The organism is Pseudomonas sp. FG43 (genome assembly GCF_057809175.1).
Window position 1 is genome coordinate 341,108 of sequence record NZ_JBMDJL010000002.1, and the last position, 25,482, is coordinate 366,589.

Sequence of the window (25,482 nt, forward strand, 5' to 3'; positions counted from 1 at the left end):
TGAGGTCAGCGTTGCTTGTAGACATCCCGCAGGCGCGTGGTGGCTGCGCTGTGGCCCAGGTATTGGCGGACATCGGCGTGGATCACCACTTCGTCGGTCATTTGCGAGACCGGCATGATGGGGCCTGCCTTCTGGTCGTAGAGGGTCTGGATGCGCTGGTACAGGCTGAGCTGTCTGGCGGCATCGCGTTCCTGCTCGGCCTGCTCGATCAACTGGTTGATCTCGGCGTTGTAGAACGAGGTGCGCCAGCCCTGAAAATTGCTCAGCTTGGCCTGCTCGCGGTTGTCCGGGTTGTAGATCAGTGCCCGCAGGCTGGAATGGGGATGGCGTTCGGCGCCGCCGCCACCGCGACCGACCAGAATGTCGAAGCGACGATCCCGCATGGCACCGTAGATCTGGTTGCCGGTACCGGTGATGATCGTGGCCTGAATGCCAGCCTGAGCAAGGGTGGATTGCAGGCTGGTGGCGATGTTGATGAACGGGGAGTCGGTGAGTGAGCGAATGGTGATCTTGAAACCATCGGGATGCCCGGCCTCGGCCAGCAAGCGTTTGGCTTGTGTGACGTTGAGCTTGTAGCCCGGATCGTCCAGTCGCGCCGCCAGCCCTAGTTGCAGCGGGCGCTGATTGATCAGGCCGTAGTGAGGCATCACCACGTTATTGATGCCCTGATAGTCGATCAGCGAACGAATGGCCTGGCGAACCCGTATGTCCTGAAACAACGGCTGCTCCATGCTCAGGGCCACGTAATAGAGCGTGCCGCGAGGGATGGTCTGTACGCTGACTTCTTCAGAGCGGGTCAGGGCCTTGATATCGGTGGCGGCCATGCCGCGTGCCACATCCAGATCGCCGCGTTCGACCATCAGGCGCAAGGCCTGGGACTCGGTCATGTTGCGCATGATCACCCGGCGCATCTTGGCCGGCCCGCGCCAGTACTGGTCGAAGCGGGTCATGAGGATCACGTCGTTGGCACGCCAGATATCCAGCTTGAAGGCACCGGAACCTGCAGTGTGCGTCGTGAGCCAGGCTGCGCCCTGATCGTCACCCTGGGCATTTTGCATGGCCATGACGCGGTCGATGACAAACGCACTGGGCGAGGTCGCCAGGGTATTGAGCACCAGCAACGGGTCGGTGGCCTTGGGCAGGTCGAGAACGAAAGTCGACGGCCCTTCGGCGCGCATCAGTTGGCTGACGTTCTGCGCCGTATAGCCATAGGCTTTCCAGGTGGAGGCGAGGGCTTTATTGAGAGTGACCACGCGCTGCAGAGACCAGGCGACATCCTGGGCGGTCAGCGGGTTGCCGGAGTGAAAGGTCACGCCAGGGCGCAGGTGAAAGGTGAGGCGCATGCGGTCCGGGCTGATTTCCCAGCGTTCGGCCAGAGCCGGAATCAACTGGTCCGGGCGTGCGGCGTCCTGTTCCAGCAGCATGTCGTAGACATTGGAGTTGACCTCCGACACCTCAAGGCCGGTTGCGCCTGCGGGGTCCAGGGACAGGAGATTGATCATGCTCATGCCGACCACCAGTTGATCGACAGGTGTTTCTCCGCGTGCGGTGGCAGGCGGGGTGTGCAGAAATGTCGCCGTGAGGGCGAGGCATAGCAGCCAGGGCAGGCGCTTGGGCCAGAGTTTCATGGGGGCGGTCCTTTTTTATATTTATAAAGACACTTTGACGAGGGGCGCTCTGATCGCCCCTCGTGGTACAGCCGGTTCAGTAACGTTGCAGGGTGTGAGTCTCGATATAACTGAAGTTGATGTCTTCGCCCAGTCCCGGCTTCTGGGAAAGATGCACGTAACCGTCGCTGTCCATGGGGTCGACCAGGGTATTGAGGTAGGCCGGTACGTCATCGTACTCAAGGAAAGGGTGCAGCAGGCCGCGCTCGTACCAGCGACAGTTGCTGATGGCGCCGACCACACTCAGGTTGGCTGCGCCGTTGCCGTGGACCTCGCAGTCCATGCCGAACGATTCGGCCAGATGCGCGACTTTCATGCATGGCCCGATACCGCCAACACCTGCCACACCGGCGCGCAGGATGTCGCAGGCCTTGTTGCTGACCCAGCTGGCGCGGCTGTGGTACTTGCCGGCAATGCTTTCAGGTCCGAGTACCGGAATGTCCAGATTCGCGGCGAGCCAGGCATAGGATTCGCTGGAGTCTTCCATCATTGGCTCTTCGAACCAGGCAAAGTCGAGCTTCTGTAATTCGCGGCCTATATAAAGAGCGTCGGTGCGGCTGTACCAGTGATAGCCGTCGAGCATCAGGGCGATATCCGGCCCTACGGCTTCGCGTACGGCGGCGCAGGCCTGGACGTCCATCTGGGGGTTGGGCGCGAAGGAAATCGGTGGCATCCAGGTGTGCAGTTTGATGCCCTTGTAGCCGCGCTGGACCAGCTTCTCGGCGAACTGGCCGTATTCATCCGGCGTGGACAGACCGCCCGGCAGGTCATCGCCGCACATGGTCGAACCATAAGCCAGCACCTTGTCTCGATAACCGCCCAGCAATTTGTACACGGGCATTTTCAGGGCGCGTCCGGCCAGATCCCACAAGGCCTGCTCAACCAGCGCCAGGGCACGATCGGTAAACTGGCTGGCACTGCCGCGTTGCCAGTGAGCCAGTTCCTGCCAGATCTTTTCCCGGTTCATGGGGTTCTGGCCGATCAGCACCTTCTTCACGAATGACTCGATGATATGCGGGCGGATCAACTCGGGCGCACCAAAGGAAAAGCCTTCGCTGCCATCGTCGCAGGCGATGCGCAGCATGCCCATTTTGACCGGTTTCTCTTCGTCGGGATGGGCGTGGCCGGCGCTGTCTACAGCGCGCCGCGAAGGGTAGGAAAAGACATCGACACTGACAGAGATGATTTTCATGGGGGCCTTCATTGGTCTTGTATTTATAAAGGAGATTATTCGTATGTCGTCATACAACGTTGGGGCGATTATTTGCAGATATCGAGAGAACGGTCAATAGTGGTGTGATGACTATTTCGATTATTCGTGATTTTTATGAGGAATTATTGAGGTCATCATACAGGAAGGGAGGTGGATTCCTTGTTGTCGTCATACTTCTATGGGTCGAGTAGGAGCGGATTCATCCGCGAGACGTCATTGAAGTCGATATATTTTCTTCGGATGTACGGGCCTCTCGCGAATGAATTCGCTCCTACAAAAAATCCTTTTAATTCATTGCGTTGTATTTTTTACAGAGGCACCGGGAGCAGACGCTCCCGGCTTTTGAGGCGGGAGTCAGGCGGCGGTGGGTGTGAGGCTGGCCTGCAGATTCAAGCTGCGCTGGAAGAGGTTTGCAACACTGGGCTGATGGCTGATGCCGATCACCAGTGTGTCGGGCAGTTCCTGTTTCAGGATATTGAGCAGATGGCAGGCGCTCTGGTCATCCAGTTGATTGGTCGCTTCGTCCAGATACAGCGTCTGCGGTGCATACAGCAGGGCACGGGCCAGGCCCAGGCGTTGCTGCTCGCCACCGGACAGTTCGCGAGTCCATTCGGTTTGCTGTTCCAGGCGATGTTCCAGCTTCGACAGGCCGACCTGATGCAGCACCTGAACAAGACGTGCATCGGACGGGCATTCTGTGGCCGGGTAGACCAGCAACTGACGCAACGGCATTTGCGGCAGGTAAGGCTGCTGCGGAATCAGCAGGCTCGATCCGCCCGGCAGTTCCCAGTTCCCCCGGTAGTAGGGCCACAGGCCTTGCAGGGTGCGCAGCAGAGTGGACTTGCCCAGACCGCTGCGGCCTTCGATGCGCAGCCATTCGCCTGTCGTGGCGCTGGCATTGATGTTATCCAGCAGGACGCTGCCATCGGGGCGATGGATTTGCAGGTCATCGATACGCAACGCCACGGTGCGCTCGATTTCGCGAACCTGACCACGGGTTGCCTCAATCGCCTGCTGAAACTGGCCAAGCCGTTCCACCGTGGCGCTCCAGGCGGCGAGGCGTGGATAGACGTCGATAAACCAGCTGAGCGAGCCTTGCACCGCCGTAAAGGCACTGCGGATCTGCATCAGACCACCAAGAGTGATGGTCTTGGCCAGAAAGGCGGGCAGGGCCGCGAAGACCGGGATGATGCGGCTGACCCGGTCATAACTCACGGTGAAGAACTGCAGCTTGCGCATCCGCTCCATGAGCTGCCACCAGTTGCCGGCGATGTGTTCGAAACGTTCGCCCAGTTGGCGTTTCTCGACGGCTTCACCGCCATACAGCGCGATCTGCTCGGCATGGTCACGCTTGCGCAGCAGGCTGGCGCGAAAGTCGGCTTCGTAACGCTGCTGCTGAAAGTTGAGCGGCTGCAACGGGCTCCCGAGAAAGTGAGTGAACGCGGTGCCCAGCACGGTGTAAAGCACGGCTGCCCACAGCAGATAACCATGGATCGTGATGTCATGGCCCAGCACCTGAAAGTTCAGGACCCCCGAGAGGTTCCATAGCACGCCTGCGAAGGCCAGCACCTGAGCCAGGTTGATGATGAACGACGCCAGCAGCTCGACGCTGCGATCCACCAGCAGGTCCACGTCCTCGGCAATCCGCTGGTCCGGGTTATCCGGCTCGCCGGTCAGCCCCAGCCGATAGTAGGCCTGGCCCTGCATCCAGGCGTCGATGGTGGTTTTTGTCATCGCCCGGCGCCAGCGCAGCACCAATGCCTTGCGCAGCCATTCCAGGTAGACAACGATCACCACGTAGCCCGCGATGTACAGGCAGTACTGGCCCATCAGCGAGTACAGCGCTTCGGTCTTGAACTCGCCCAGAGTGTCGTAGAACGTCTTGCTCCAGGCGTTGATCCAGACGTTGATCTGCACCACCAGCAAGCCCATGCCGATCACACTGAGCAGCAACACCCACGACAGCCATTGTCTGCGGTCCAGCCAGTAGGGGCTGGCCAGGGCATAGAAGGTTTTCAGGGTTTTCATTGACCGGCTACCGCCTCTTTCGGTGCAGGCAGCAGGCGGAACTGGACCAGGTTCTGCTGATCGAACAGCTCACCGGCCAGACGCTTGAGCGCCGGAACTGTCAGGGCGTCGAGCAATTGCTGTTGCTGGCTCAGGTAGCGCGGATCACCCCAGTAACGATCACTGAGAATCAGGCGGCGCATCTGGGTCTGCGGATCGTCGCGGCGCAGTTTTTCCTGATGGATCAGGTTCTTGCGGGCGGCAGCGATGTCTTTTTCGCTGATGGTTTTCGACAGCCCGGCAAGCGTGGCCTTGGCCATTTGCCAAAGCTCTTCGACACGGGCCGGATCGGTACTGAAATTCAGGCTGCTTTCAATGCGTTGGGTCTGTTGATTGAGCGTGCTGTCAAAGTTCAGTCGATAGACCCCCGAGGCTTCGCCCCGAAGCTGCTGTTTGAGGGCGGCGAGGGCTATGTCCCGCAAGGTCGCGACTCGTGCAGCGTCCACCGGTGTCCAGGTGCGCGGGTGATAGCTGAAGGCTTGCAGCACGGCACGAGGTTCGATGCCGATGGCCAGTTCCTGAGCGTGGTAGCCGCTGCGCTGCTGTTGCTGGCTGGTCTTCAGGGCCTTGCCGCGAGGAATGCCAGCCAGTTCCTGTTCCACCAGAGGCTGGAGAACGCTGGCGTCCACATCGGCCATCAGGTAGTAAGTCACCGGTGCCTGGCTCAGGCGTTTCCAGTCCTTATCCAGCTCTTCAGGCTGTACGTTCTGCAATTGGGCGATGGTTGGCGTCTGCCAGTTGTCCTGGCCGTATTGCAGCTTGCGCAGGGCCTTGTCCTGTAGCTCTCGGACATTGTCGGTATTGCGCGACAGACGCCCGATCAGCTCGTCTCGCGCCTCCTCGAAAGCTTCGCTGTCGATGCCCGCTGGCGACTGGCTCAGGCGATAGGCTTGCAGCATGGCCAGAAGGCGCTGTTGTGCGGGAATGTCCTTTTTGGCGTCTATTGTCGAGAGATCCAGTTGCAGGCGGTCGGCTTCCTGATCGAGGGATAGATTCACCCCTTGCTCGCTGCGCCAGCGGCGGATCTGCTCTTCGTTCCAGCCTTGTGGAGCGCTTTGGCCAGTCAATTGCGCCGCCATCTGGCTGCGCCAGGCTGGAATCTCGGCGGTCATGAACCCGGCGCTGGAGTCTGCTTTCATCAGCAGTCGGTCATTGTCGCCATTGCGTTTGAGCCAGACCAGACGGTCGCCGTTGCTCAACTGCCAGTATTCGACTTTCTGCTCGGCGAATGCCTTGCGTTTCACGACCTGCCCTTTGGCCGTGGCCGCAGGCAAGGCGGGCAGGGCGTCGGGTTCTGTCGAGACGGTGGCAGCTTCGGCTTGCGGGGCGTCCAGCGGGCTGCTCTGGACCTGTGCCACCAGGCTGTTTACAGCCTCGGCCGTGGGCAAGGTCAGCGGTTTCAGGCCGGGAGCCGAGAGTTGCAGAACCCGGTCCGGGCTGTCGGTCCAGCTTTTCAGGCGCTGGTTGAGGTCCTTGAGTTCGACGGTGTCGAGCGCTTTCAGGTACTGCGAAGCGATGTCGTGTTTGGTGGAGACGATGCGATTCTGATTCGTTGCATCGTTGAGGTCCGTGATCCATTGCTCGAAGGTGCGTGGTTCGTTTTTCGCCAGCATCTTTTGCGCGACGGCGCGTATTTCTTCTTTCTCGCGACGCAGATCGGTATCACGCAGGCCATAGCGCCGCACCCGCTCGATTTCCGTCAGCAGTTGTTTCAATGCCACCTGGTGAGCGTCACCTTCCACGCTCGCAGCAATGCCCAGAACGCTGGAGTAGTCGCCGATCAGGCTTTTCTGCACGGTCAGGCTGCGCACGCCGGTTTCCCGAGGCTGGATACGCAACTGGTCCAGCAAGGCCGACAGGGTAATGCGGTCGATCAGGCGTTCGCGCAGGCCGTCCTGGGTGGGCGCACGACTGTCGGGCTCATGCAGGCGAAACAGCAAGGCCACTTGATTGCTACCGCTCTGGCTGTCCTGCAGGCGGACGATTTTCAGTTGCTTGTCCAGTGGCAGTTCCCGGTAGCTTTTCTCGGGCAATGCCCCTGGCCTGGCCTTGCCGAACCAGTGTTCGATACGGTTGGGCAGGGTCGCGGGGTCGATATCGCCGACAATGGTCAGCACCATATTGTTGGGCACATACCAGCGTTGTCCGAAGCTCTTGAGTTCAGCCAGCGTGGCCGAGCGAATCGCAGCTTCGTTGCCGATGGTGCGATGCTCCGGGTAGCGTGAACCGATGCGTTGTGAGGCGGTACGCTGATCGTTCATGCGCTGGGCGACACCCAGGCCGCCGCGCCATTCTTCGATGACGACCGGACGCTCCTGCTCCAGATTTTCCGCGGTGTAATCATGGGCCAGGGTCAGGGTCGAGAGCGCCTGCAAGGTCTGCTCGGTCTGGGCCGTGCCGCCGGTAGGGCTGAGCATGTACAGGGTGCGGTCGTAGTTGGTCATGGCGTTGTAGTTACGCCCCTGAGCCCAGCCCCACTGGTTCATGAGGCTGCGAATGTTCTCGCCTTGTCCGGCATGGCTGTAGAAATTCAGGTGCTCGACCATGTGGGCGACACCCACCTGGTCATCCTCTTCATCCACGGAACCGGCCTTGACGGCCAGACGTGCATCGATTCGGCCGGGCTGGCTGACTTCACGTACCAGACGATATTCCAGGCCATTGCTCAGATGACCGCGTACGACTTGGGAGTCCCAGGCCTGTGTTTGCGGGCTGCCGGGAAACTGGGCGCAGGCGCTCAGCATCAGCAAGCCCGACAGGCTCATGATTATTTTTTTCATCAGATCAGGTATCTCGGTTAAAGCGTTTGATCAATCGGTTACGCAGAGGTCAGAAGCGGTAGCCGACTTCGAGCCAGTACTGGCGACCGGTTTCATAGGTGGTGCGGGCACTGTTGCTGACTATCGGATTGACCTTGTCGGCAACGTTGGTCACGTCCACGGCAACGAATGCGGCCTGATCCTTGCCGGTGGGCAGTTCCCAGTCCAGGCGCATGTCCCAGGTAGGGGCTGCCTTGACGGTGGCTGTTTCGTACACGGAGTAGTCTTTGCCATCAATGGTCACGTCATCGCCTGTACTGATGATCTGGTCGTAGCCACCGCGGTAGCGAAAGAAGTTGCTCCAGGTCAGGTTCAGTTGCGGTATCTCGGTGATGGTGGTCATGCGAGCTGTCCAGGGCCGGTTGAAGTCACTGGCAGGCAACTCGTTGTATTTCATCTGTTTGCCGTCATAGATCACATCTTCGTTGGTATACAACTCGGAGTTGATGGCATCGTCATAGTTGCCATAGGCATCACGAGTACGGGACCAGTCGAAGGCCATCTGCACGCTGGTCCGGGTGCCCTGGAACTTGAGTTCATGCAAAGGGGTGACGCTCAGTGTGATGTTGTCGCTTTCGCTCATGCCTTCGTTGGTGTAGGTGAAGTATTCGGTCGCATAGCCGTTCTCGGCCGCCAATCCCTGGACACGAGCCGATGAGCGATTGATCTTGTCTCTGCCCTTGCGGTTGACATATTTCAGACGAAAGTCGGTATCCAGCCAGCGCTGATCGATGCCCAGAGTCAGTTCGTCGTCATAAGGAACATCAAGGGAGGTGAACTTGCTGGTGCTGGCCTGCCGGGTTCCTACCCAGGCGCCGGTCTGGGTTTCGCGGGCATAACTGGTATTGAGCGTGCCGCGTCCGTCTGCCAGCCGATACTTGAACAGGTTGCGGCCGTAGTAACGGTTGGCACCAAAGACCAGCACGGTGCTGCGGTCGCCGAACAGGTCGTAGTCGCCGGAAAAGCGCGGAGCAATGGTCTTCTTCTCCATATAGTCGTCGCCCTCAAAGCGCACGCCTGGACGCAGGGTCAGCTTGCCGATTTCAATCTTGTCCTGGGCGAAGAAGGCATATTTGTTTTCCGTCAGTTCAATCTTGCCGGCTTCATAGGTGGTCATCCGTGTGGCGTATTGCCGGATGTTGCCATTGAGCATCCTGCCGATCGAGCAAAGCGAGTCGTTACCGGCGCACGTGGCGACATTGTCCCGGCGGAATGTGGTTGCGGAGGTCACGTCGTCAAGGCGTTCCCAGGTTGCGACCTGGTGTGACAACTCCATGCCTGTCGTGAAGTTGTGAGTGGTGCCTGCAATCTGGATCGGGAACCAGTCGGCCTTGGTGTTATAGGTGATGCCGCGCTGTGTCTGTTCGAGCGACCCGGACGAGCCCTCGGCGCTGCGGGCTGTGTTGCTGTTGGGGTTGCCCCAGTTCTTTACGGTCGAGAAGTACCAGTTGATGTATTCGTCTGACTCGGCATCCCGCGAACTGTTCAGGTTGGTAAGCGCCAGTTTATTGGTCCAGACGGCATTGTCACCTTGCCACTTGGCGTTGATCGCGCCCTGAAAGCCACCGCCTTCTGTGGTGAAGCCGGAGTTGATGCGGTTGGCCCGAAAGTAAAAATTTTCCTGCGGGGCATAGGTCAGCGAGGTATCGAGGGTCAGTCGCTCGCTGGCATTCCAGTAGGTCTTGAGCAGGTAGTTGTCGATACGGCGTGTCTGGTCTTTGGTATTGGGGCTGGTATCACTTCTGTAGCCGTTATCGTAGACATTCAGCGGAATGGTGGCCCGTTTCTGGGAAAAGTTGAGAATGGCCCCGAAGTTCTCTGTCAGATGACCTTCCAGTGTGCCCCGCACAGTGGTTTTCTCGAACTGAGGCTGGTATTGCTCGTCCGTGGAGGTCTGGAAGCCTTCCTGGTCCTCGCCACTGATGTGGTATTTGGTCCATTCCGAGCGTGTCATGGACGCTGAAATCTTGCCATGCATTTCCTGGGTGGGTTTACGGGTAATGGCGTCTACCACACCACCATTGAAGCCCCCGTATTCAGCGGGGACGTTACTGTCGTAAACGCGAACTTCTTCGAGCAGGTCGGCATCCAGCGCAATGCCGTGTGAACGGCTGGGTGCCGAGTCGAACTGGCGAATGGAGTTGTAGTCGTGCTCGCCCGGATCCAGGTCGTTATTGATCGAGATGCCATCGATCATGAAGTTGTTCTGGTAGAACTTGGCGCCGTTGATGCTGATATCCGCCGGGTCGATTTCGCCGGGAGAATTGGAGCTTTGCTGAGCATTGTTGAATTGCACGTTTGGGTGCATGCGCAGCAGGGTGGTGATGTCGCCATTGGCACCGGGGAAGGCTTCGATGGCCTTGCGACCGATCACGGTCTGTCCCTGGAAACTGTTTTCTACCGGCTCACCCAGCACCACCGTGCTCTGCAACTCCATCGGCGCATCGAAGCCGCTGGTCCGGGTCAGGTGAAACACCAGGCTGCCATCTTCATAGCCCCAGCCGATGCCAGTGCCATGCAGCAGTTTCGCGAGGGCCTGTTCGCTGCTCATCTGGCCTTGTACGGCTTGTGAGTAACGGTTGCCCAGCAAGGCCGGGTCGACGCTGACTTGCAGGCCGCTCTGCTGGCCGAAGCTGATCAGCGCGGCCGAGAGTTCTTGTACCGAGATATCAAAACTATGGCGGGTTTGCAGGATTTGCTCACGCTCGCTCAGCGGTTCGCTGGCCATTACGTTCTGGCTGCTGATCATCCAGCACAGGCTCAAGGCGCTGAGTTGTGTGGCGTGATTCAGGTGTTTGCGAATCGCTGTGCCCAGGCTTCGCGATGGCTGAGTGTTCGGTGTCATCCCACGTCCCCGTACGGGCTTAAAACCCGCATTTTTGAATGAGAATTGATCTCAATGTTGTGTGCGAGTCAAAGGACGGGGCAGCGCGGGAAATTTTCAGAAAATAATTGAAAAAACTTCATGAAGGGCGGGCAGAGGCCATTCTCAGGTCGTTTTCAGTCGAAATTGAACAGGCGCTGGATCAGTTTCGGGGTACTGCCAGTCCAGCGTTTGAAGGATCGGCGGAAGTTGGCGGGGTCATTGAAGTTCAGGTATTCGGCGACGGCTTCATTGCTCAGACCCTTGATCTGATACAGGTGCAGGGCCACGTGTTTGCGGGCCAGATCGTGCTGGGCCTGGAAACTGGTGCCGTGTTTCTGCAGTTTGCGCTTGAGGGTCGCCGGGCTCATGGCGAAAGCCTGGGCGACCTGATCCAGGTTCGGTGCTTCACGCACGTTATCGCGCAGATAACGGTAGATCCGGTCCAGCAGGCTGGCGTACATGCCCAGCGTTTCCAGTTGTGCGCTGGCTTCCTGCTGAGCGACTTGCCCGGCAATCGGAGACGCGCCCGGCCATGGACGGGTCAGGCATTCTCTGGGAAGGCGCATCATGTCCAGTGGTCGCCCGAACGAGGTGTTTTCCCCCAGATGAACCCAGTACTGCTCGACATAGCGTGGCTCGTCATGACAGAAACTGCATTCCCAGGGCAGACGCTCACCGCCCAGCAGATGACTCATCGCGATCAGCGCGGTCATGCCGGCTTCCAGCACAAACCGCTGCTGCTCGCCTGCGCCGCAACTGTCCAGCCAGTAGAGATAGGCATAGTGCTCGTCCAGTTCCAGGCGCGGCGTCAGCAGCGGGCTGAGCAGCGCCTGCTGCTGGATCAGGATTTCCAGAGCCTGATGCAGATTTCGGGCATGGCGCAAGGCATGACTGGCTGCACCGTAATGGCCGGGAAACAGGCGCTGGCCAAACAGGAAGCTGGTGTCATCGGCGCCCATCTGCCGTTGGGCATTGCCGATCAGGGCGAAGAATTGTTGCGGGCTCAGGCGTGTCTTGCCTGCAATGATGTCCTCGTAGAACAGACCGGTGCCTTTGAGCAGGCGGTGGCTGTCGATAGCGCGCGACAACGCCAGGTCAATCAGCGTTGCCGGCTGGTAATGGCCGGGAATGAATCGGCTGTCGGTTTCGTACCAGTCGCTCTTGATGGTCATGGCAGGCCTCAGGCTATTCGCGGCAGAGGTTGCCGGGCGCGGGCCAGTGACAGGTTCAGGCGCTTGAGCAGGTTTTCGGGTGTTTCGTCCATGGCCATTACGGCGGCAGTGCTGGCTGACAGATGAAGCCGCTCACCCTGTTGCCGGGTCTTGTGGGCCAGCCCGGCAACGGCTTGCTGCAACTCCAGGGCAAACAGTTTTGCCTGGCTTTCGCCGGTATTGGGCAGCAGCACGACAAACCGGTCACCCGCCAGACGACAGAGCAGATCCTGGCGACGCAGGTTCAGCACCAGCAGATGGCTGAGGGCCGACAGCACTTCATCGCCTTCGCCATGACCGAACGACTGATTGATGGCGCTGAAATTGTCGATATCCACCACCACCAGTGACAGGGGGTGCTGCTGGCGCTGGCTCTGTTCCAGGCTGAGCACCAACTGGCGCTTGAGGTAATCGGCGCTTCCCAGCGGGGTGAGCTTGTCGAACAGCCGATGCTCGCGAAAGCCGCGCTCACGCTTTTCCATCTGTGCGCTGATTGCCAGTTGTTCCCGGTGCCAGTGATAGATACCGATGGTCAACAGAATCAAACCCACTGGCATCGGGCCGGACTCCAGCCAATGGTCCCAGCCGATTTCCTTGGGCAGGCGGATGAACTCGTCCAGCGCATCGATCCACCAGGAAAAGAATACGCAGCTCAGGCCCACGGACAGGTAATTGGTTACCCGACCGGCCGGGCGGCTCTTGAACACCAGAAACAGCCAGGTCAAGGCCAGCAGCGCCGAGCCGCCTTCGCCGATGATATCCAGCCATTTCCACTCGCTGACGTATTTGATATCGCCAAAAGCCAGGAATGCGAGCAGCCCCATATTGGCCGCGACCATCAGCAGGGCGAGTTTCCCGCGGTGGGGTTTGAGGATGCTGAACATGGCCTGACGGGCTCCTGGAGCGCTGAATGTCGGCCAGCAGAACAGATGACTGTGACAGTTGGGTGACGGCGCAAAGGGTCGAATCAGCTCATGGTGTGTGCCTGTTTTTCGCGAATGAATTCGCTCCTGCCGGGGCTTTAGGAGCGAATTCATTCGCGAAGCTCCAAAGACTCCCCACAACCCAAAGTCAAATCAGCTCATTTCACCCCTGAAACCCTCAATTTCAGGGGTTTTCGGCGTTATCTGTCACAGAACCGTCACGCCTGGACTCTAGCTTGCGCCTCCAGTTGCCGGGTCATTTGCCTGGCCCATCGTGAAGCCTGGAGAGGACAGACATGTACAAGCGCCGCAGCAGGGCACAACTGGTCGGCTACGCACTCAGCGCACTGGCCCTGGCGATTGCCAACGAGCGGCTTCAGGCTGCCGAAGTCAATGCCACCGAGCATGTCGAGGTGGTGGGGCAGGCGGCAAGTATCGATCAGGCCCTCAAGGAACAGCGCTCCTCGGACAGCATCAAGAGCGTGGTGCATGCCGATGGCGTGGCCCAATTGCCGGACCAGAACGTTGCCGAAGCGGTGCAGCGTCTGCCGGGCATCAGCGTTGAGCGTGATCAGGGTGAGGGCCGTTTCGTGACGGTGCGGGGCCTTGCCCCTGACCTGAACAGCGTGACCATCAATGGCACACTCGTACCGGCACCGGAAAGTGACCGTCGCGCAGTGGCGCTGGATGTCTTGCCCTCGGAGCTGGTGCAATCGCTGTCTGTCATCAAGACCCTGACGCCGGACATGGACGCCAACTCCCTGGGCGGCACGGTGGATGTCGAGAGCCTTTCGGCGTTCGATCACAAGGGGTTGTTCTATACCGGTAGCAGTGAAGCCAGTTATGACAAGAACAGCGGCCAGACCAGCCCGAAGTTTTCCGGCGCGGCCAGCAATCGCTTTAGCCTGGGTGATGGCATCGACAACTTCGGTGTCGCGGCGGCTCTCAGCTGGCAGAAGCGCGACTTCGGTTCTGACAACGTCGAAACGGGCGGTGCCTGGGATGGCCGGAGCCTGCAAGAGTTCGAGCAGCGCAACTACGACATCAGTCGCGAGCGTGCTGGCGGTGGCCTGAACTTCGATTACAAGCCGGATGATGTCAGCAGTTTCTACCTGCGAACCTTGTACAGCCGCTTCAAGGACGATGAGGTCCGTACCACCAATGGTTTCGAGTTCGCCGATGCGCAAAGCGCCGGTACGCTGGGCGATGCCGAAGGCACCCGCAAGCTCAAGGCCCGTACCGAAACCCAGGAGATCAAATCCTTTGTGTTCGGCGGTGAGCGCATGTACGACCTGTGGACTGTCAGCGGTCAGGCCGGTTATAGCGAGTCCAGCGAAGACAGCCCTGGCCATATCGCAGGCGCCACTTTCGTGGGCAACAATGACTTCGCCAACACCGGTTTCTACGACACTGAAACGCCGCGCCCCATTGTCGGCTCCGCTTTTTACGATGCCTCGAACTTCACTCTCGACAAGGTGGACTGGGAAAAGCAGAACACCAGGGACAAGGAAAAGAACCTGCGTCTGGACCTGGCCCGGGATTACGACTTAAAGGGGTATGCCTCGCAATTCAAGTTCGGTGGCAAGGTCAGCCGGCGTGACAAGACCAACGATCTGGAGGTCTGGAAATACGAGGACTTCGATACGCTGGGTTTCACTTCCAGTGATTTGAATCTGACGCAATTCCAGAAAGGCACAATCGATTACCGGCTGGGTAATTTCGGTAACGGCATCAGTCCCGGCGCCATCAAAGGGTTGCTGGGTGGCCTGAATGCTGCGGACTTCTACGATGAGTCGGAGTCGCGGGCCAATGACTTCACGATCAGTGAAGACATCAACGCCGGTTACTTCATGAACACCATCGATATCGATAAATGGCGCTTCATTGCCGGCCTTCGCTACGAAGGCACCGAGATGGAAGCCAAGGGAACCGGCGTACGCGACGGGGTGTTCGAGTCGAGCCAGACCCGACGCGATTACCACCACTGGCTGCCGGGCCTGCATGCACGCTATCAGATCGACAAGAACACCCAGTTGCGCGCCGCCTGGACCAAAAGCGTTGTGCGTCCGACCTTCGGGCAACTGGCCCCGGGTTTTGTGATCGATGATGACGAAGCCACTTTCGGCAATCCGGACCTCAAGCCACTGGAGTCCAGCAACCTGGACCTGGGCATTGAACGCTTCATGGGGCGCGCCGGCACGGTTTCGGCCTTCGTGTTCTACAAGGATATCCAGAATTTCGTTTACAACACCGATCTGGCGGGTACGGGGCAGTGGGCGAGTTTTTCCGAGGCCAACACTTACGCCAATGGCGACAAGGCCAAGCTGTATGGTCTTGAGCTGGCGTACTCGCAGAAACTCGACTGGTTGCCTGCGCCCTGGAATGGCCTGCTGCTGGGCGCCAACGCTACTTTCAGCCGCTCGGACGCCAGCATCAAGGGCTTCGACCAGAGCACGGGCACCAACCGCAAGCGCGATATCGATCTGCCGAGCCAGTCCGATACGGTCGGCAACCTGATTCTTGGCTGGGAAAACGACAAGCTCAGCCTGCGTCTGTCGGCCAACTACAAGTCGGCCTATCTGTATGAGCTGGCGGCCATTGGCGACAAGGACCATGACCTGTACGTCGACGGCCAGACCTTCATCGATTTCAGCGCTCGCTACTCGCTGACCAAGAACCTGAAAGTCAGTTTCGAGGCGCAAAACCTCACCGATCAGCCGTACTTCGTCTATGCCGGCCATCGCTCTCTCAACAGCCAATACGAAGAGTACGGCCCGACCTACAAGATCGGCCTGACATTCACCCATTTCTGATCGATACCGGCAGCCCTTCACCCGTGTTGCCGGATAACCTTGTGCAAGGATTCAAGTGTTCATGAAGATTTTGTTGCCACGTAAAGCGGGTTGCCTGTCGCTGTTGATCGGCCTGATGGCCGGGGCCGTACAGGCTGCGCCCACTCCCGAGATGAGCCTTGGGCGCTGGGCCGAAAGCGAGCCGTTCAAGGCCCAGTCCGTGGGTTTTCTGCCTGGCAGTGACGGGGCGAAACGCCTGGCCGCCAGTGTCAAATCCGGCCTGTTGCTGCTCGATGACAAAGGGCGCCAACTGGCCCGGCTGCCGGGTTCCTATCAGGCGCTGGATAGCCGTCAGAGTGGTGAGACGGCATTGGTGGCGACGCTGGACAACCTGCGTCAGCAACCGATGCTGAGCCGCATCGATCCGGCAAAGAACCAATGGTCAAAGCCTGTTTACCTGCCAGCACGGGATTATTCGGTCACCGGCTTGTGCCTGTATCGCGATGACGCCAGCAACCTGTTCCTGTTTCTGGTCGGCGACGAGGGCAAGGGTGAGCAATGGCTGGTCGGCAGCGGGGAGCACCTCGGCGAGCAGCCTCGCCTGGTGCGCAACCTGCCGCTGCCGCCCAATGCGGAGTTCTGTCAGGTGGACGACGCGGCACATCGCTTGTTCGTCAATGAGCAGAACATCGGCTGGTGGGCTTACCCGGCGCATCCCGAAGCCGATGTAGCCCGCACGCCGGTTGCCTTGCGTGAGCCGTTTGGCGCAATCAAGCAGGCGGCGGGGGCCATGGCGGTCGTCCCTGGTGGTTTGCTGGCGCTCGATCCCAAGGGCAAGGCCTTGCACCTCTATCAGCAGCAGGGCGATGGCGAGAGCTGGTCATCGGTAGCCGAACTGTCGCTGATGAACCTGAAAAAGCCTGAAGGCCTGTCGATTCATGAAAGCCAGAGTGGCCTGCAATTGCTGCTCAACGATAACGACGGCGACCGCTTGTTTGAAGGTGAGCTGAGCTGGAAGCCGAAACCGGTCGCTCTGGCTGCGCCGCTGCCCGGCGTGGCGGCTGTCGCTCAGAGTCAGCCGGTAGCGCGTCAGGGCGATGCTGCGGACGACCCTGCGATCTGGATTCATCCGAAAAATCCGGCCCAAAGTCGCGTACTGGGCACCAACAAGAAGCAGGGGCTGCTGGTTTATGACCTGAAGGGCAAGCAGCTTCAGGAACTGGCCGTCGGACGTCTGAACAACGTCGATGTACGGCCCGGCTTCATGCTGGGCAAGCAGAAGGTCGATCTGGCGGTTGCCAGCAATCGTGATCGCAACAGCCTGAGCCTGTTCAGCATCGACCGTAACAGTGGCGCGCTTCGCGAGGCGGGCGAAATTCCCACGCCGCTGGCGCAGATCTATGGCATCTGCCTGTTCCAGCCGGCCAGTGGCGAGCTCTATGCCTTCGCCAACGGCAAGGATGGCAGCTTCCTCCAATACCGGATCAGCGCGCCTGACGGCAAGGCCAGGGGTGAACTGGTGCGCAGTTTCAAGGTGGACAGCCAGCCGGAAGGCTGCGTGGCCGACGATCAGCGCCAGCGGCTGTTTCTTGGCGAGGAGGACGTTGGTGTCTGGGCGGTGGATGCCCGTGCCGATCAGCCCGCAACACTGTCCAGCGTGATCAAGGTCGGCGATGTGGTACATGCCGATGTCGAGGGGCTGGCGTTGTATCAGAGCGAGCAGCACGACTATCTGGTGATCTCCAGCCAGGGCAATGACAGCTATGTGGTGGTGGATGCCGAACCGCCTTATGCGCTGCGCGGCGCATTTCGTGTGGGCCTCAATGCCAGGCTCGGGATCGATGGGACTTCTGAAACCGATGGCCTGGAAGTGACCTCGGCCAACCTCGGCGGCCCATGGAGCAAAGGCATGCTGGTGGTTCAGGACGGACGAAAGCGCATGCCCGAGCAGGCGCAGAACTTCAAATTCATCCCTTGGGCCGATGTGGTTAAAACCCTGGCTCTGCCGTAAGTCGTTTGTCATCAAGCGGTGATAAACAATCGATTCATACAGGCACTGACCTTGACCGGAAGGTGCCATACATCAGGAATTCCACGATGCACGCCACGCTAGAACACATGACCCTCTGGGGGTTGATCAGCAATGCCAGCGTACTGGTCCAGGCTGTGATGCTGACCCTGCTGATGGCCTCGCTGACCAGTTGGTATCTGATCATCCAGCGCAGCCTTGCCTTGCGTCACGACGAACATTCCATGGATGCTTTCCAGCAGCGCTTTCGTCGCGAACCGGAACTGTCGCCGCTGTACAGCGAGGCCACTGAAGCCCGTGATCGAGCCAACGGCATTCAGCAGATATTCCAGGCGGGTTATGCCGAGTATCAGCAGCTCAGGCATCGTCCGGACATTGAACCCGATGCCGTGTTGTCCGGCGTCGAGCGTTCGCTTCAAGTGGCAATCAGCGAGCAGGAACTGCAACTGGAAAAGGGTCTTCAGTTTCTCGCCACGGTGGGCTCGGTCAGTCCGTACATCGGTCTGTTCGGCACTGTCTGGGGCATCATGAATGCCTTCATTGGTTTGTCTCAGGTGCAGCAAGCCACGCTGTCCACAGTCGCGCCCGGTATTGCCGAAGCCTTGATTGCGACCGCCATCGGCCTGTTTGCTGCCATTCCTGCCGTGATTGCCTACAACCGCTTTGCCGCACGCGGCCAGACCCTTGCGGCTCGCTACTACAGCTTTGGCAACGAAATGCAGGTGCGTTTGAATCGAACCCTGCAAGGCCTGACACGTACTATGGCCGCTGTGGCCTGAGGGACTTTCCATGCTGGTCAAACCTCAACGCAAACATGGTCCGAAAGCCGAAATGAACGTCGTACCCTATATCGACGTCATGCTGGTGCTGCTGGTTATTTTCATGGTGACTGCGCCGATGCTGACCCAGGGCGTGAAGATCGAACTGCCGAAAGTTGCCAGTGAGGCGCAGCCCACCGACACCAAGCAGCGCATCGTGACCTTGTCGGTCAAGGCTGAAGGCGGTTACTACTGGAACCTCGGGGAAAACGTCGACACCCATTCGCAGACCGATACCGCTGCCAGTCTGGAAGACATGCAAGACCGCATTGCCCGACTGGTGGCCGAACGTGCAGATACCCAGGTATTCATCCGCGCAGACGACAAGGCCGATTATGGGCGGGTGGTTGCCGCCATGGCCGCTTTGCAGCACAGCGGCGTGACTCATCTGGGATTGGTGACAGAGGCCCCGCAATGACCACAATGACACTGGAATTCGAGTCGTCTGGCTCCAGCGTCATGGACTGGAGCAGGTTACGTAACAACGGGCTGGCTGCTGCCATCGCCTTTGCTCTGCATGGCGCGCTGCTGGGTGGGTTGATGTTCGGCTGGAGCATTCAGGAAAAAACGCCCGAACCCGCCCGAACGATCACCACCCAGTTGTTTATCCTGCCGCCCGAACCGGCACCTGCCATGATTGCCCCTGCGTCGGTCATTGAGCCTGCGGTTGAGCCAGTGCCCGTGCCTGCCAGGCCCATCGAACCCGCCAGGCCACAGATCGATACACAACGTCAGGCCCGCCAACTCGAACAGGCCGCCTTGGCACGCAAGCGTGTCGAAGAGCAAAAGCGCGAGCAACGGCAACATGCCCAGGAGGCCGAGCAGCAGCGTCAGCAGGAACAACAGCGCGTGGCGCAGCAGCAGGCCGAGCAACAACGCCAGGCCGAACAGGCCAGACAAACCGCTGAACGCGCCCGCCAGGCCCAGCAACAAACAGCCGCCGCCGACAGCAGCCAATACCAGCCTCTGAGCAAAGAAGCCCCCGACTATCCCCAGCGCGCGCTGGACAAAGGCATCGAAGGCGACTGCACCGTTATCTACGACGTTTCCCCTCAGGGCCGCGTCGTCAACCCACAGGTTCAAGGTACCTGTCATCCGCTGTTTATCAGGCCATCAATGACCGCAGCGGAAACCTTCCGGTATCAGCCGCGGATTGTGGAGGGAAGGGCGGTGACGGTTTCGGGGGTGAAGAATACGTTTCATTACCGGATCAGTCAGTAAAGCAGTGTTCCGTTTCAAAACTACCGCGAGATCACCAGCACCCAAGGTCCCCAACCCTCGACCTTCGCCCCATGGGGCTGCGCCATTGCACGCAATGCGGCCTCGGGGTTGCTGGTGTCGTACACGCCGGTAATGCGTTTCTCGGCCAGTTGCGAGTCTTTCAGCCAGAGGGTGCCGGGCAGGTAGCGGCGCAGTTCGTCCACTATATCGGCCATGCGGGCGTTGTCGGCGACTAGCTGGCCGTTACGCCAGGTGGCGATGCGGTTGGCAGGCAGTGTTTGCAGTTTTGCCTGGCCGGTGCTGCGGTTGAAGTCCAGTAGCTGGCCTGCGCTCAGGCCTGGATTCAGGATTCGGTTTGAACCGCGCTCAATGACCTTTACCGAGCCATGCTGTACGCCAACTTCAATATTCTTCGCTTCCAGATCGACATTGAAGGCTGTGCCGGTGACGGTCACGTCGAGGTCTTGTGCGCTTACATTGAAGGGCTTGCTGCGATCAGGCTTGACCTCGAAAAAGGCTTGCCCGCACAGCAGGCGAATATCGCGGCGGGTTGCCGTGAATTCAAAGGCAATGGCGCTGTTGCTGTCGAGCACGGCGCGGCTGCCGTCCGGCAACTGGATTTCGCGTCGCTCGCTGGCGGTCTGGAAGTCCGCCTGCAAGGCAGTATTCAGACTGGGAGCCACGGCAGCCACGAGGCAGGCAGCAAGCGCTCCGCCTACGGCCCAACTCAAGGTGCGTCGGCGTCTTGGGCGGGCGACGAAAGGTGCGGGTGGTGCAGGGGCTGTCGCTACAGGTGGAACCGGAGGCCATTTATGGGCTGTTGCCGGAGTAAGCTGGCCGGTCAGGCTCCAGACACGTTCGGCCTTGAGCAAGGCTTCGGCATTTTCCGGTGCGGCCTGCAGCCAGTCCTGAAGCTCAGCCTGCAAGCGAGCATCGTCGGGCCCCTGCCGGACACGCATCAGCCAATCCAGGGCAATATCCAGACGAGCTTGGCGAGGTTCGGCTTGCGGCATGTCCGGCAAGACTCCAGCTGTAGAAAAGGCGTGAGAGGGTCGCACACTATGGCTCCCTTCTGCAAAAGACGTTTGGCTCGTGTTTTTTTTCAGATTTTCCTGAAAATTCTTTGAACGGGGCTCAGCCATTGCCTCGCTCCAGCCAGGCTGCGCAATGACTCAAGGCATCATGTACCAACTGGTGAGTCAGCCCGACCGAGATACCCAGAGCTGCTGCGATCTGTTGCAGGGTGTAGCCACCGAGACGATGCATCTCGAAAGCCATGCGGGTTCGCTCCGGTAATTGTGCCAGGGCATCGGAGACTTGTTGCAGCTCATCATGGCTGACCGCTTCCTGCTCGGGGGACGCAGTAGCGGCTGGTAGCTCCGCCAGCAGGGTGTCGCCGTCGGGCTGGCGTTTTTCGGTCGCAATACTGCGTGTCAGGTCCAGGGCCAGGTTTCGTACGATTCGATACAGATAGCCGACCGGATGGTCGATGGTGGTGTCTTGATTGGGGCGACCATTGAAACGCAGCCAGGCTTCCTGGACCACATCTTCGGCGCGAGCACGGCAGCCTACGATGGGCGCGGCATAGTCCACCAGGGCAGAGCGATGCGCCATATAAAGGTCGAGTTTGCTGGCGGACGAATCCACGGAGGTTAGTGCTCGTATCGCGTGGGGAGGTGCGACATGTCCTGCCCGAAAGTGGGCATGCTACCTGTTTTCGATAATCATTATCAAATGCGATTTATGTCTTTCTGCCACTGCATTGTCAGGGGCGCAGCCTTGCACTGCGCCCCTGATTCCGGACTTCAGAAGATATAGTCGGTGGTCAGGAAGCTGGACTCCCGGTTACGGATGATGTCGCTGATCAGTGTCTTGTTGCTGTCCTGGAACTTGGTCGCTACCAGCGTACGGATCGAGAACACGCGCAAGGCATCGTGAACCGACAGGGTGCCCTCGGCGGAATTCTTGCGGCCATTGAACGGGTACTGGTCCGGGCCTCGCTGGCATTGGGCGTTGATATTGATCCGGCCCACCTGATTGGCAAAGGCATCCACCAGTCGTCCGACCTGGGTTGAGTCATTGCCGAATATGCTCAGTTGCTGGCCGAAGTCGGAGTCGAGCACATAGTCGATCACGGTTTGCAGATCCCGATAAGCGACTACCGGCACGACCGGGCCGAACTGTTCTTCGTGGTAGACGCGCATGTCCGGTGTCACGGGGTACAGCAGGGCAGGGTAGAAGAAGGTTTCGCTGACGTCTGCGCCGCCTTCATTGACGACTCGGGCACCCTTTGCAGTGGCGTCGACAACCAGGCCTTGCAGGTAGTCAGTCTTGCCTGGCTCCGGCAGTGGCGTAAGGGACACGCCAGGCTCCCAAGGCATGCCGGGCTTCAACTGTGCCAGCTTCTGCTGGAACTTCTCCAGAAAACCATCCACCACATCCTCATGAACGAAGAGGATCTTCAGGGCTGTGCAACGTTGACCATTGAAAGACAGCGAACCGGTCACCGCTTCGTTGACGGCGTTATCCAGATCCACATCGGGCAGCACGATGCCGGGATTTTTTGCATCCAGCCCCAGCGCGGCACGAAGGCGGTGAGGGCGGGGATGCAGCTTTTTCAGGTCGCTGGCGGCCTTGTTGGTGCCGATAAAGGCAAAGATGTCGATCTTGCCGGTGGCCATCAAGGCACTGACCGTTTCCCTGCCGCGCCCGTAGATCACATTGATGACCCCGGCCGGAAAGCTGTCCCGAAAGGCTTCAAGCAGCGGACGAATCAGCAGCACGCCGAACTTTGCGGGCTTGAAGACCACGGTATTGCCCATGATCAGGGCCGGAATGAGGGTGGTGAAGGTTTCGTTGAGCGGATAATTGTAAGGCCCCATGCACAGCGTCACGCCAAGCGGTACACGACGGATCTGGCCAAGGGTGTCCTGTTCCAGCTCGAAACGACTGGAGCGGCGGTCCAGTTCTTTCAGGGCATTGATGGTGTCGACGATGTAATCGCAGGTACGGTCGAACTCCTTTTCCGAGTCCTTGAGGTTCTTGCCGATCTCCCACATCAGCAGATTCACCACGGCCTGGCGTTGTTCACGCATGCGTTTGAGGAACGACTCTACATGCTGAATGCGCTCCACCACACGCATTGTCGGCCAGCGACCCTGGCCACGATCATAAGCCTGAACCGCAGCATCGAGTGCCGTCATGGCCGTTTCTGCATCCAGCAGCGGCGTACTGCCCAGAATCACCGACTCAAGCCCCGTTGCACTTCTCAGACAAACCGGACTGCGCACCGGAGCCAGAGGCCCTTGCCATGATTGCAGTACACCATTGACCAGATATTCCCGCTGCTCGATGGCCGGGCCTGTACGGTACTGCTCCGGAATGTCGTCAGCGGTGGGGAACAACGTTTCAAGACGGTTAGCCTGGGTCATCTCGTTCTCCTTTCTGTGATAAGCGTTGCGGGGGCAAGCGAACACACTACGCCACAGCAAACCCACGACGAAACCCTGCGCCTGCAAATGACTGTTTATGCTCAATATTTTTTCAAGGGGATGCTTGACTTACCTATTTTAATCAGTAAGATAGCGCTCATTCCGCGATAGCTCAGTTGGTAGAGCAAGTGACTGTTAATCACTGGGTCCCTGGTTCGAGTCCAGGTCGTGGAGCCAGAATTTTGTGATGTAAATCAAGGTCTTGCGTCGTTTCTGCTGAAAGCGCATACCAATGACAGCTGATACGTCATTGGGCTTTCAGAAGTGAAAACGTCCAAGACCTTTTTTTATATCTGAAAACAAGGTCGCACTCCCTATTCTGACGATCCGGCGCCGTCTCTAATCAATCGATTCAGAGGCGTGCATCATGAGAATCGTATCCATCTTCAGGTGCTTTTACGCAGTCAGCCCCCTCACAAAGGCAAGTCCTGTAGGGTATTGGCGTTTGCTTTCTGATTCGCTTTTCAGCCATCGCTTCAAATGATGCCTCGGCCTTTTCTGTATTTTTTGGGGTGTGGTCACCGTTCCGTCCGAGGATCACCCCGGTTGCGTGTTGTTGCAGCTCTTCCAGTAATGCATGCACACGACCCGCATGGCTTCACGTGCCATAAGCACTGAGAAACCTTCATCAACTCTAGCTGACACCCTGGGATTGAAATATCTAAAAACACATTTTCTTCAGAAGTGTTGTACGACGTCTAATGAGTTGTGTTCGACTGCTATGGATCTAACAAAAACAATAATGGAGACATCCTCTATGGCAAGCATTCCTTCCGTTGAAGGTCAGGCATCCGGGCGCGCACAAAATCGATTTACACGAATGCTGAAACTGCTGGGGCCGGGCATCATTGCCGTACTGTCCTGGCTAGGTGCAGGTGATCTGATTACGTCGTCTGTCGCAGGAGCGAATTACGGTTACGCGATGATGTGGGTGTTGGCGGTTTCTCTGCTGTTGAGATACCTGATCGTAAACATCATTGCTCGCTTCCAGTTGTGCAACAACCAAGGTATGACAATCCTTCAGGGTTATGCGCAACTGAATCCCTTTTTTGCCTGGTTCATGCTTGTTTATGCCTTGCTGATGGGGCATTTGATGAATGCCTACATGATCAAAGGGGCAGGTGAGTCGCTGGCGATGCTGTTCAAGATCGACCACCCATTGCTCTGTTCGGTAGCGGTGGTGCTGGCTGTATGGATGCTGGTCGGTCGCAACATCTATTCAATGATCGAAGGCGTGATGAAGTTGTTGTTGGCTGTCATGACCCTGGCCTTTATCGCCTTGGCTGTCATGTCCGGCCCGGATGTTGTGGGTATTGTCAAAGGCACCATTGGTTTCAGTATCCCGCCGGATGAAGGTGTGCATGGCGCGCTGTTGGTTGCGGTATCGGTGATCGGCGCGGTTGCAGGTTCCATTGCAAACTTCGTGCATCCCTATGTCATGCGCCAGAAGGGCTGGGTAGGGCCTCAGCACAAGCGTGTTCAGCGTAACGATTTATTGTTTGCCGTGTGCGTCGGGATCGTCATTAACCTGGCCATCTGGATTGTCGGAGCGGAAATTCTGCGGCCAAACGGTATCGAGGTGAAGACCCTGGGTGACTTGGGCAAGGCGCTGGAAATGTTCTTTGGCCCCGCTGGTTGGTATGTGTTCTTTATTGGCGTATTCGCGACTCTGTTCGCCAGTATTTCAGGAAAAACCACTGCATTCCCGATGTTGATTACCGATGCGTTCCAGCATGTCAGCCCTGCTCGTCGCGAGAGGTACGGTAAAGAGTTTCACCATGACCCCATGCATAAGTGGTTCATGCTGTTCATTCTGGTAACGCCATTGATCTGGTCGCTGCCTGGCATGCCGGATTTCGTGACCTTGACCATTGGGGTCAGTGCGCTGAACATCATTGGTTTGCCGGTCATTTCGCTGGGCCTGTTGATCATGTCCAACCAGAAGTCGCTGCTGGACAAGAAATATCGCAATAACCTGTTTGAAAATATCGCATTGTTCTTCGCAACATGCCTGGCGCTCTGGGTCGCTTTCCAGCTGGGTGTCGACCTGTTTACCTGATACTGAGTCGCCGAGGAGGCTTATTGCCTCTTCGGCTCTCGGCTGCTTTGATCTTGGCCAAGGTGGCACGCATGCTGTCCATATTGCACCTTCGTTATGCGCTTGCTTCAGCAGCCGATACCATTCGTGTAACGTACCCGTGATAGTAGTGCATGAATATCAATTTCAGGGAGTTGTAATGCACTTTTCAAGCGGACGCATGACTGTATTGTTGTGCCTCACATTATGTTGTGTGGCTGCGTAACCAAAAATCTTAGTCATGAGAACCGACAGCGAGTTAAAACCGTCTGGCTTACCCCGGTAGAG

Annotated in this window: 16 protein-coding genes and 1 tRNA gene; 7 read left to right on the top strand and 10 right to left on the bottom strand. The window is 58.5% G+C overall.

The features are described 5' to 3' along the window. Positions 1–5: 5 nt before the first annotated feature. The 7 genes from ACODS3_RS04350 to ACODS3_RS04380 form a co-directional block, all read right to left on the bottom strand. A complete protein-coding gene (locus ACODS3_RS04350) occupies positions 6–1,628 on the bottom strand; it encodes an ABC transporter substrate-binding protein (RefSeq protein WP_463531560.1) in 1,623 nt (540 codons plus the stop codon). A 76-nt stretch (positions 1,629–1,704) separates the two neighbouring features. Then, positions 1,705–2,859 (bottom strand): mandelate racemase family protein, encoded by a 1,155-nt coding sequence (locus ACODS3_RS04355; RefSeq protein WP_489033412.1) that lies wholly within the window; start codon positions 2,857–2,859, stop codon positions 1,705–1,707. A gap of 375 nt (positions 2,860–3,234) precedes the next feature. After that, complete coding sequence (locus ACODS3_RS04360; RefSeq protein WP_201017635.1) at positions 3,235–4,908, bottom strand: ABC transporter ATP-binding protein/permease; 1,674 nt, start codon at positions 4,906–4,908, stop codon at positions 3,235–3,237. Beyond that, positions 4,905–7,727 carry a M16 family metallopeptidase gene (locus ACODS3_RS04365; RefSeq protein ID WP_489033414.1) on the bottom strand — a complete coding sequence of 941 codons (2,823 nt, stop codon included), beginning with the start codon at positions 7,725–7,727 and terminating at the stop codon, positions 4,905–4,907. The genes ACODS3_RS04360 and ACODS3_RS04365 overlap by 4 nt, the downstream gene beginning before the upstream one ends. Before the next feature lie 49 nt (positions 7,728–7,776). Then, a complete protein-coding gene (locus ACODS3_RS04370) occupies positions 7,777–10,611 on the bottom strand; it encodes a TonB-dependent receptor (RefSeq protein ID WP_201017633.1) in 2,835 nt (944 codons plus the stop codon). 155 nt (positions 10,612–10,766) lie between these two features. Further along, positions 10,767–11,804, bottom strand: coding sequence for an AraC family transcriptional regulator (locus ACODS3_RS04375; RefSeq protein WP_489033416.1), 1,038 nt, complete (start codon positions 11,802–11,804; stop codon positions 10,767–10,769). An 8-nt stretch (positions 11,805–11,812) separates the two neighbouring features. Beyond that, positions 11,813–12,727 carry a GGDEF domain-containing protein gene (locus ACODS3_RS04380; RefSeq protein ID WP_489033418.1) on the bottom strand — a complete coding sequence of 305 codons (915 nt, stop codon included), beginning with the start codon at positions 12,725–12,727 and terminating at the stop codon, positions 11,813–11,815. Positions 12,728–13,062: 335 nt separating this feature from the next. On the opposite strand from ACODS3_RS04380, the gene ACODS3_RS04385 reads away from it, so the two are divergent. The 5 genes from ACODS3_RS04385 to ACODS3_RS04405 all read left to right on the top strand — a co-directional run bounded on the left by ACODS3_RS04385 (position 13,063) and on the right by ACODS3_RS04405 (position 19,626). Further along, positions 13,063–15,579, top strand: a complete 2,517-nt coding sequence (locus tag ACODS3_RS04385; RefSeq protein ID WP_489033420.1) for a TonB-dependent receptor — start codon at positions 13,063–13,065, stop codon at positions 15,577–15,579. Between the two features lie 61 nt (positions 15,580–15,640). Beyond that, on the top strand, positions 15,641–17,569 hold the full coding sequence (locus tag ACODS3_RS04390) for a phytase (protein ID WP_489033422.1): 1,929 nt from the start codon (positions 15,641–15,643) through the stop codon (positions 17,567–17,569). A gap of 86 nt (positions 17,570–17,655) precedes the next feature. Beyond that, positions 17,656–18,366, top strand: a complete 711-nt coding sequence (gene tolQ, locus ACODS3_RS04395; protein ID WP_201002910.1) for a protein TolQ — start codon at positions 17,656–17,658, stop codon at positions 18,364–18,366. 10 nt (positions 18,367–18,376) lie between these two features. Then, complete coding sequence (tolR, locus tag ACODS3_RS04400) at positions 18,377–18,823, top strand: protein TolR (protein WP_489033424.1); 447 nt, start codon at positions 18,377–18,379, stop codon at positions 18,821–18,823. Further along, positions 18,820–19,626, top strand: a complete 807-nt coding sequence (locus ACODS3_RS04405) for an energy transducer TonB (RefSeq protein ID WP_489033426.1) — start codon at positions 18,820–18,822, stop codon at positions 19,624–19,626. The genes tolR and ACODS3_RS04405 overlap by 4 nt, the downstream gene beginning before the upstream one ends. Positions 19,627–19,646: 20 nt before the next feature. On the opposite strand, the gene ACODS3_RS04410 is transcribed toward ACODS3_RS04405, so the two are convergent. The 3 genes from ACODS3_RS04410 to ACODS3_RS04420 all read right to left on the bottom strand — a co-directional run bounded on the left by ACODS3_RS04410 (position 19,647) and on the right by ACODS3_RS04420 (position 23,057). Next, positions 19,647–20,639 carry a FecR family protein gene (locus tag ACODS3_RS04410; protein WP_489033428.1) on the bottom strand — a complete coding sequence of 331 codons (993 nt, stop codon included), beginning with the start codon at positions 20,637–20,639 and terminating at the stop codon, positions 19,647–19,649. Between the two features lie 121 nt (positions 20,640–20,760). After that, a complete protein-coding gene (locus tag ACODS3_RS04415; RefSeq protein ID WP_025259719.1) occupies positions 20,761–21,273 on the bottom strand; it encodes a sigma-70 family RNA polymerase sigma factor in 513 nt (170 codons plus the stop codon). Positions 21,274–21,431: 158 nt separating this feature from the next. After that, positions 21,432–23,057: an NADP-dependent glyceraldehyde-3-phosphate dehydrogenase gene (locus tag ACODS3_RS04420; protein WP_489033430.1), complete on the bottom strand. Its 1,626-nt coding sequence runs from the start codon at positions 23,055–23,057 to the stop codon at positions 21,432–21,434. 161 nt (positions 23,058–23,218) lie between these two features. Between ACODS3_RS04420 and ACODS3_RS04425 the strand changes: the two genes are divergently transcribed. Together ACODS3_RS04425 and ACODS3_RS04430 are read left to right on the top strand one after the other, a co-directional pair. Continuing rightward, positions 23,219–23,294, top strand: a tRNA-Asn gene (locus tag ACODS3_RS04425). Positions 23,295–23,874: 580 nt separating this feature from the next. Continuing rightward, complete coding sequence (locus tag ACODS3_RS04430; RefSeq protein ID WP_304573944.1) at positions 23,875–25,176, top strand: Nramp family divalent metal transporter; 1,302 nt, start codon at positions 23,875–23,877, stop codon at positions 25,174–25,176. Positions 25,177–25,482: the final 306 nt, after the last annotated feature.

Excerpts from the sequence above, each read along its gene's own strand:
- ACODS3_RS04410 (WP_489033428.1), bottom strand. The coding sequence starts at position 20,639 with ATGCCGCAAGCCGAACCTCGCCAAGCTCGTCTGGATATTGCCCTGGAT.
- ACODS3_RS04420 (WP_489033430.1), bottom strand. The coding sequence starts at position 23,057 with ATGACCCAGGCTAACCGTCTTGAAACGTTGTTCCCCACCGCTGACGAC.
- tolR (WP_489033424.1), top strand. The coding sequence starts at position 18,377 with ATGCTGGTCAAACCTCAACGCAAACATGGTCCGAAAGCCGAAATGAAC.
- ACODS3_RS04360 (WP_201017635.1), bottom strand. The coding sequence starts at position 4,908 with ATGAAAACCCTGAAAACCTTCTATGCCCTGGCCAGCCCCTACTGGCTG.
- ACODS3_RS04405 (WP_489033426.1), top strand. The coding sequence starts at position 18,820 with ATGACCACAATGACACTGGAATTCGAGTCGTCTGGCTCCAGCGTCATG.
- ACODS3_RS04430 (WP_304573944.1), top strand. The coding sequence starts at position 23,875 with ATGGCAAGCATTCCTTCCGTTGAAGGTCAGGCATCCGGGCGCGCACAA.
- ACODS3_RS04380 (WP_489033418.1), bottom strand. The coding sequence starts at position 12,727 with ATGTTCAGCATCCTCAAACCCCACCGCGGGAAACTCGCCCTGCTGATG.
- tolQ (WP_201002910.1), top strand. The coding sequence starts at position 17,656 with ATGCACGCCACGCTAGAACACATGACCCTCTGGGGGTTGATCAGCAAT.
- ACODS3_RS04375 (WP_489033416.1), bottom strand. The coding sequence starts at position 11,804 with ATGACCATCAAGAGCGACTGGTACGAAACCGACAGCCGATTCATTCCC.
- ACODS3_RS04355 (WP_489033412.1), bottom strand. The coding sequence starts at position 2,859 with ATGAAAATCATCTCTGTCAGTGTCGATGTCTTTTCCTACCCTTCGCGG.
- ACODS3_RS04390 (WP_489033422.1), top strand. The coding sequence starts at position 15,641 with ATGAAGATTTTGTTGCCACGTAAAGCGGGTTGCCTGTCGCTGTTGATC.
- ACODS3_RS04365 (WP_489033414.1), bottom strand. The coding sequence starts at position 7,727 with ATGAAAAAAATAATCATGAGCCTGTCGGGCTTGCTGATGCTGAGCGCC.
- ACODS3_RS04350 (WP_463531560.1), bottom strand. The coding sequence starts at position 1,628 with ATGAAACTCTGGCCCAAGCGCCTGCCCTGGCTGCTATGCCTCGCCCTC.
- ACODS3_RS04370 (WP_201017633.1), bottom strand. The coding sequence starts at position 10,611 with ATGACACCGAACACTCAGCCATCGCGAAGCCTGGGCACAGCGATTCGC.
- ACODS3_RS04385 (WP_489033420.1), top strand. The coding sequence starts at position 13,063 with ATGTACAAGCGCCGCAGCAGGGCACAACTGGTCGGCTACGCACTCAGC.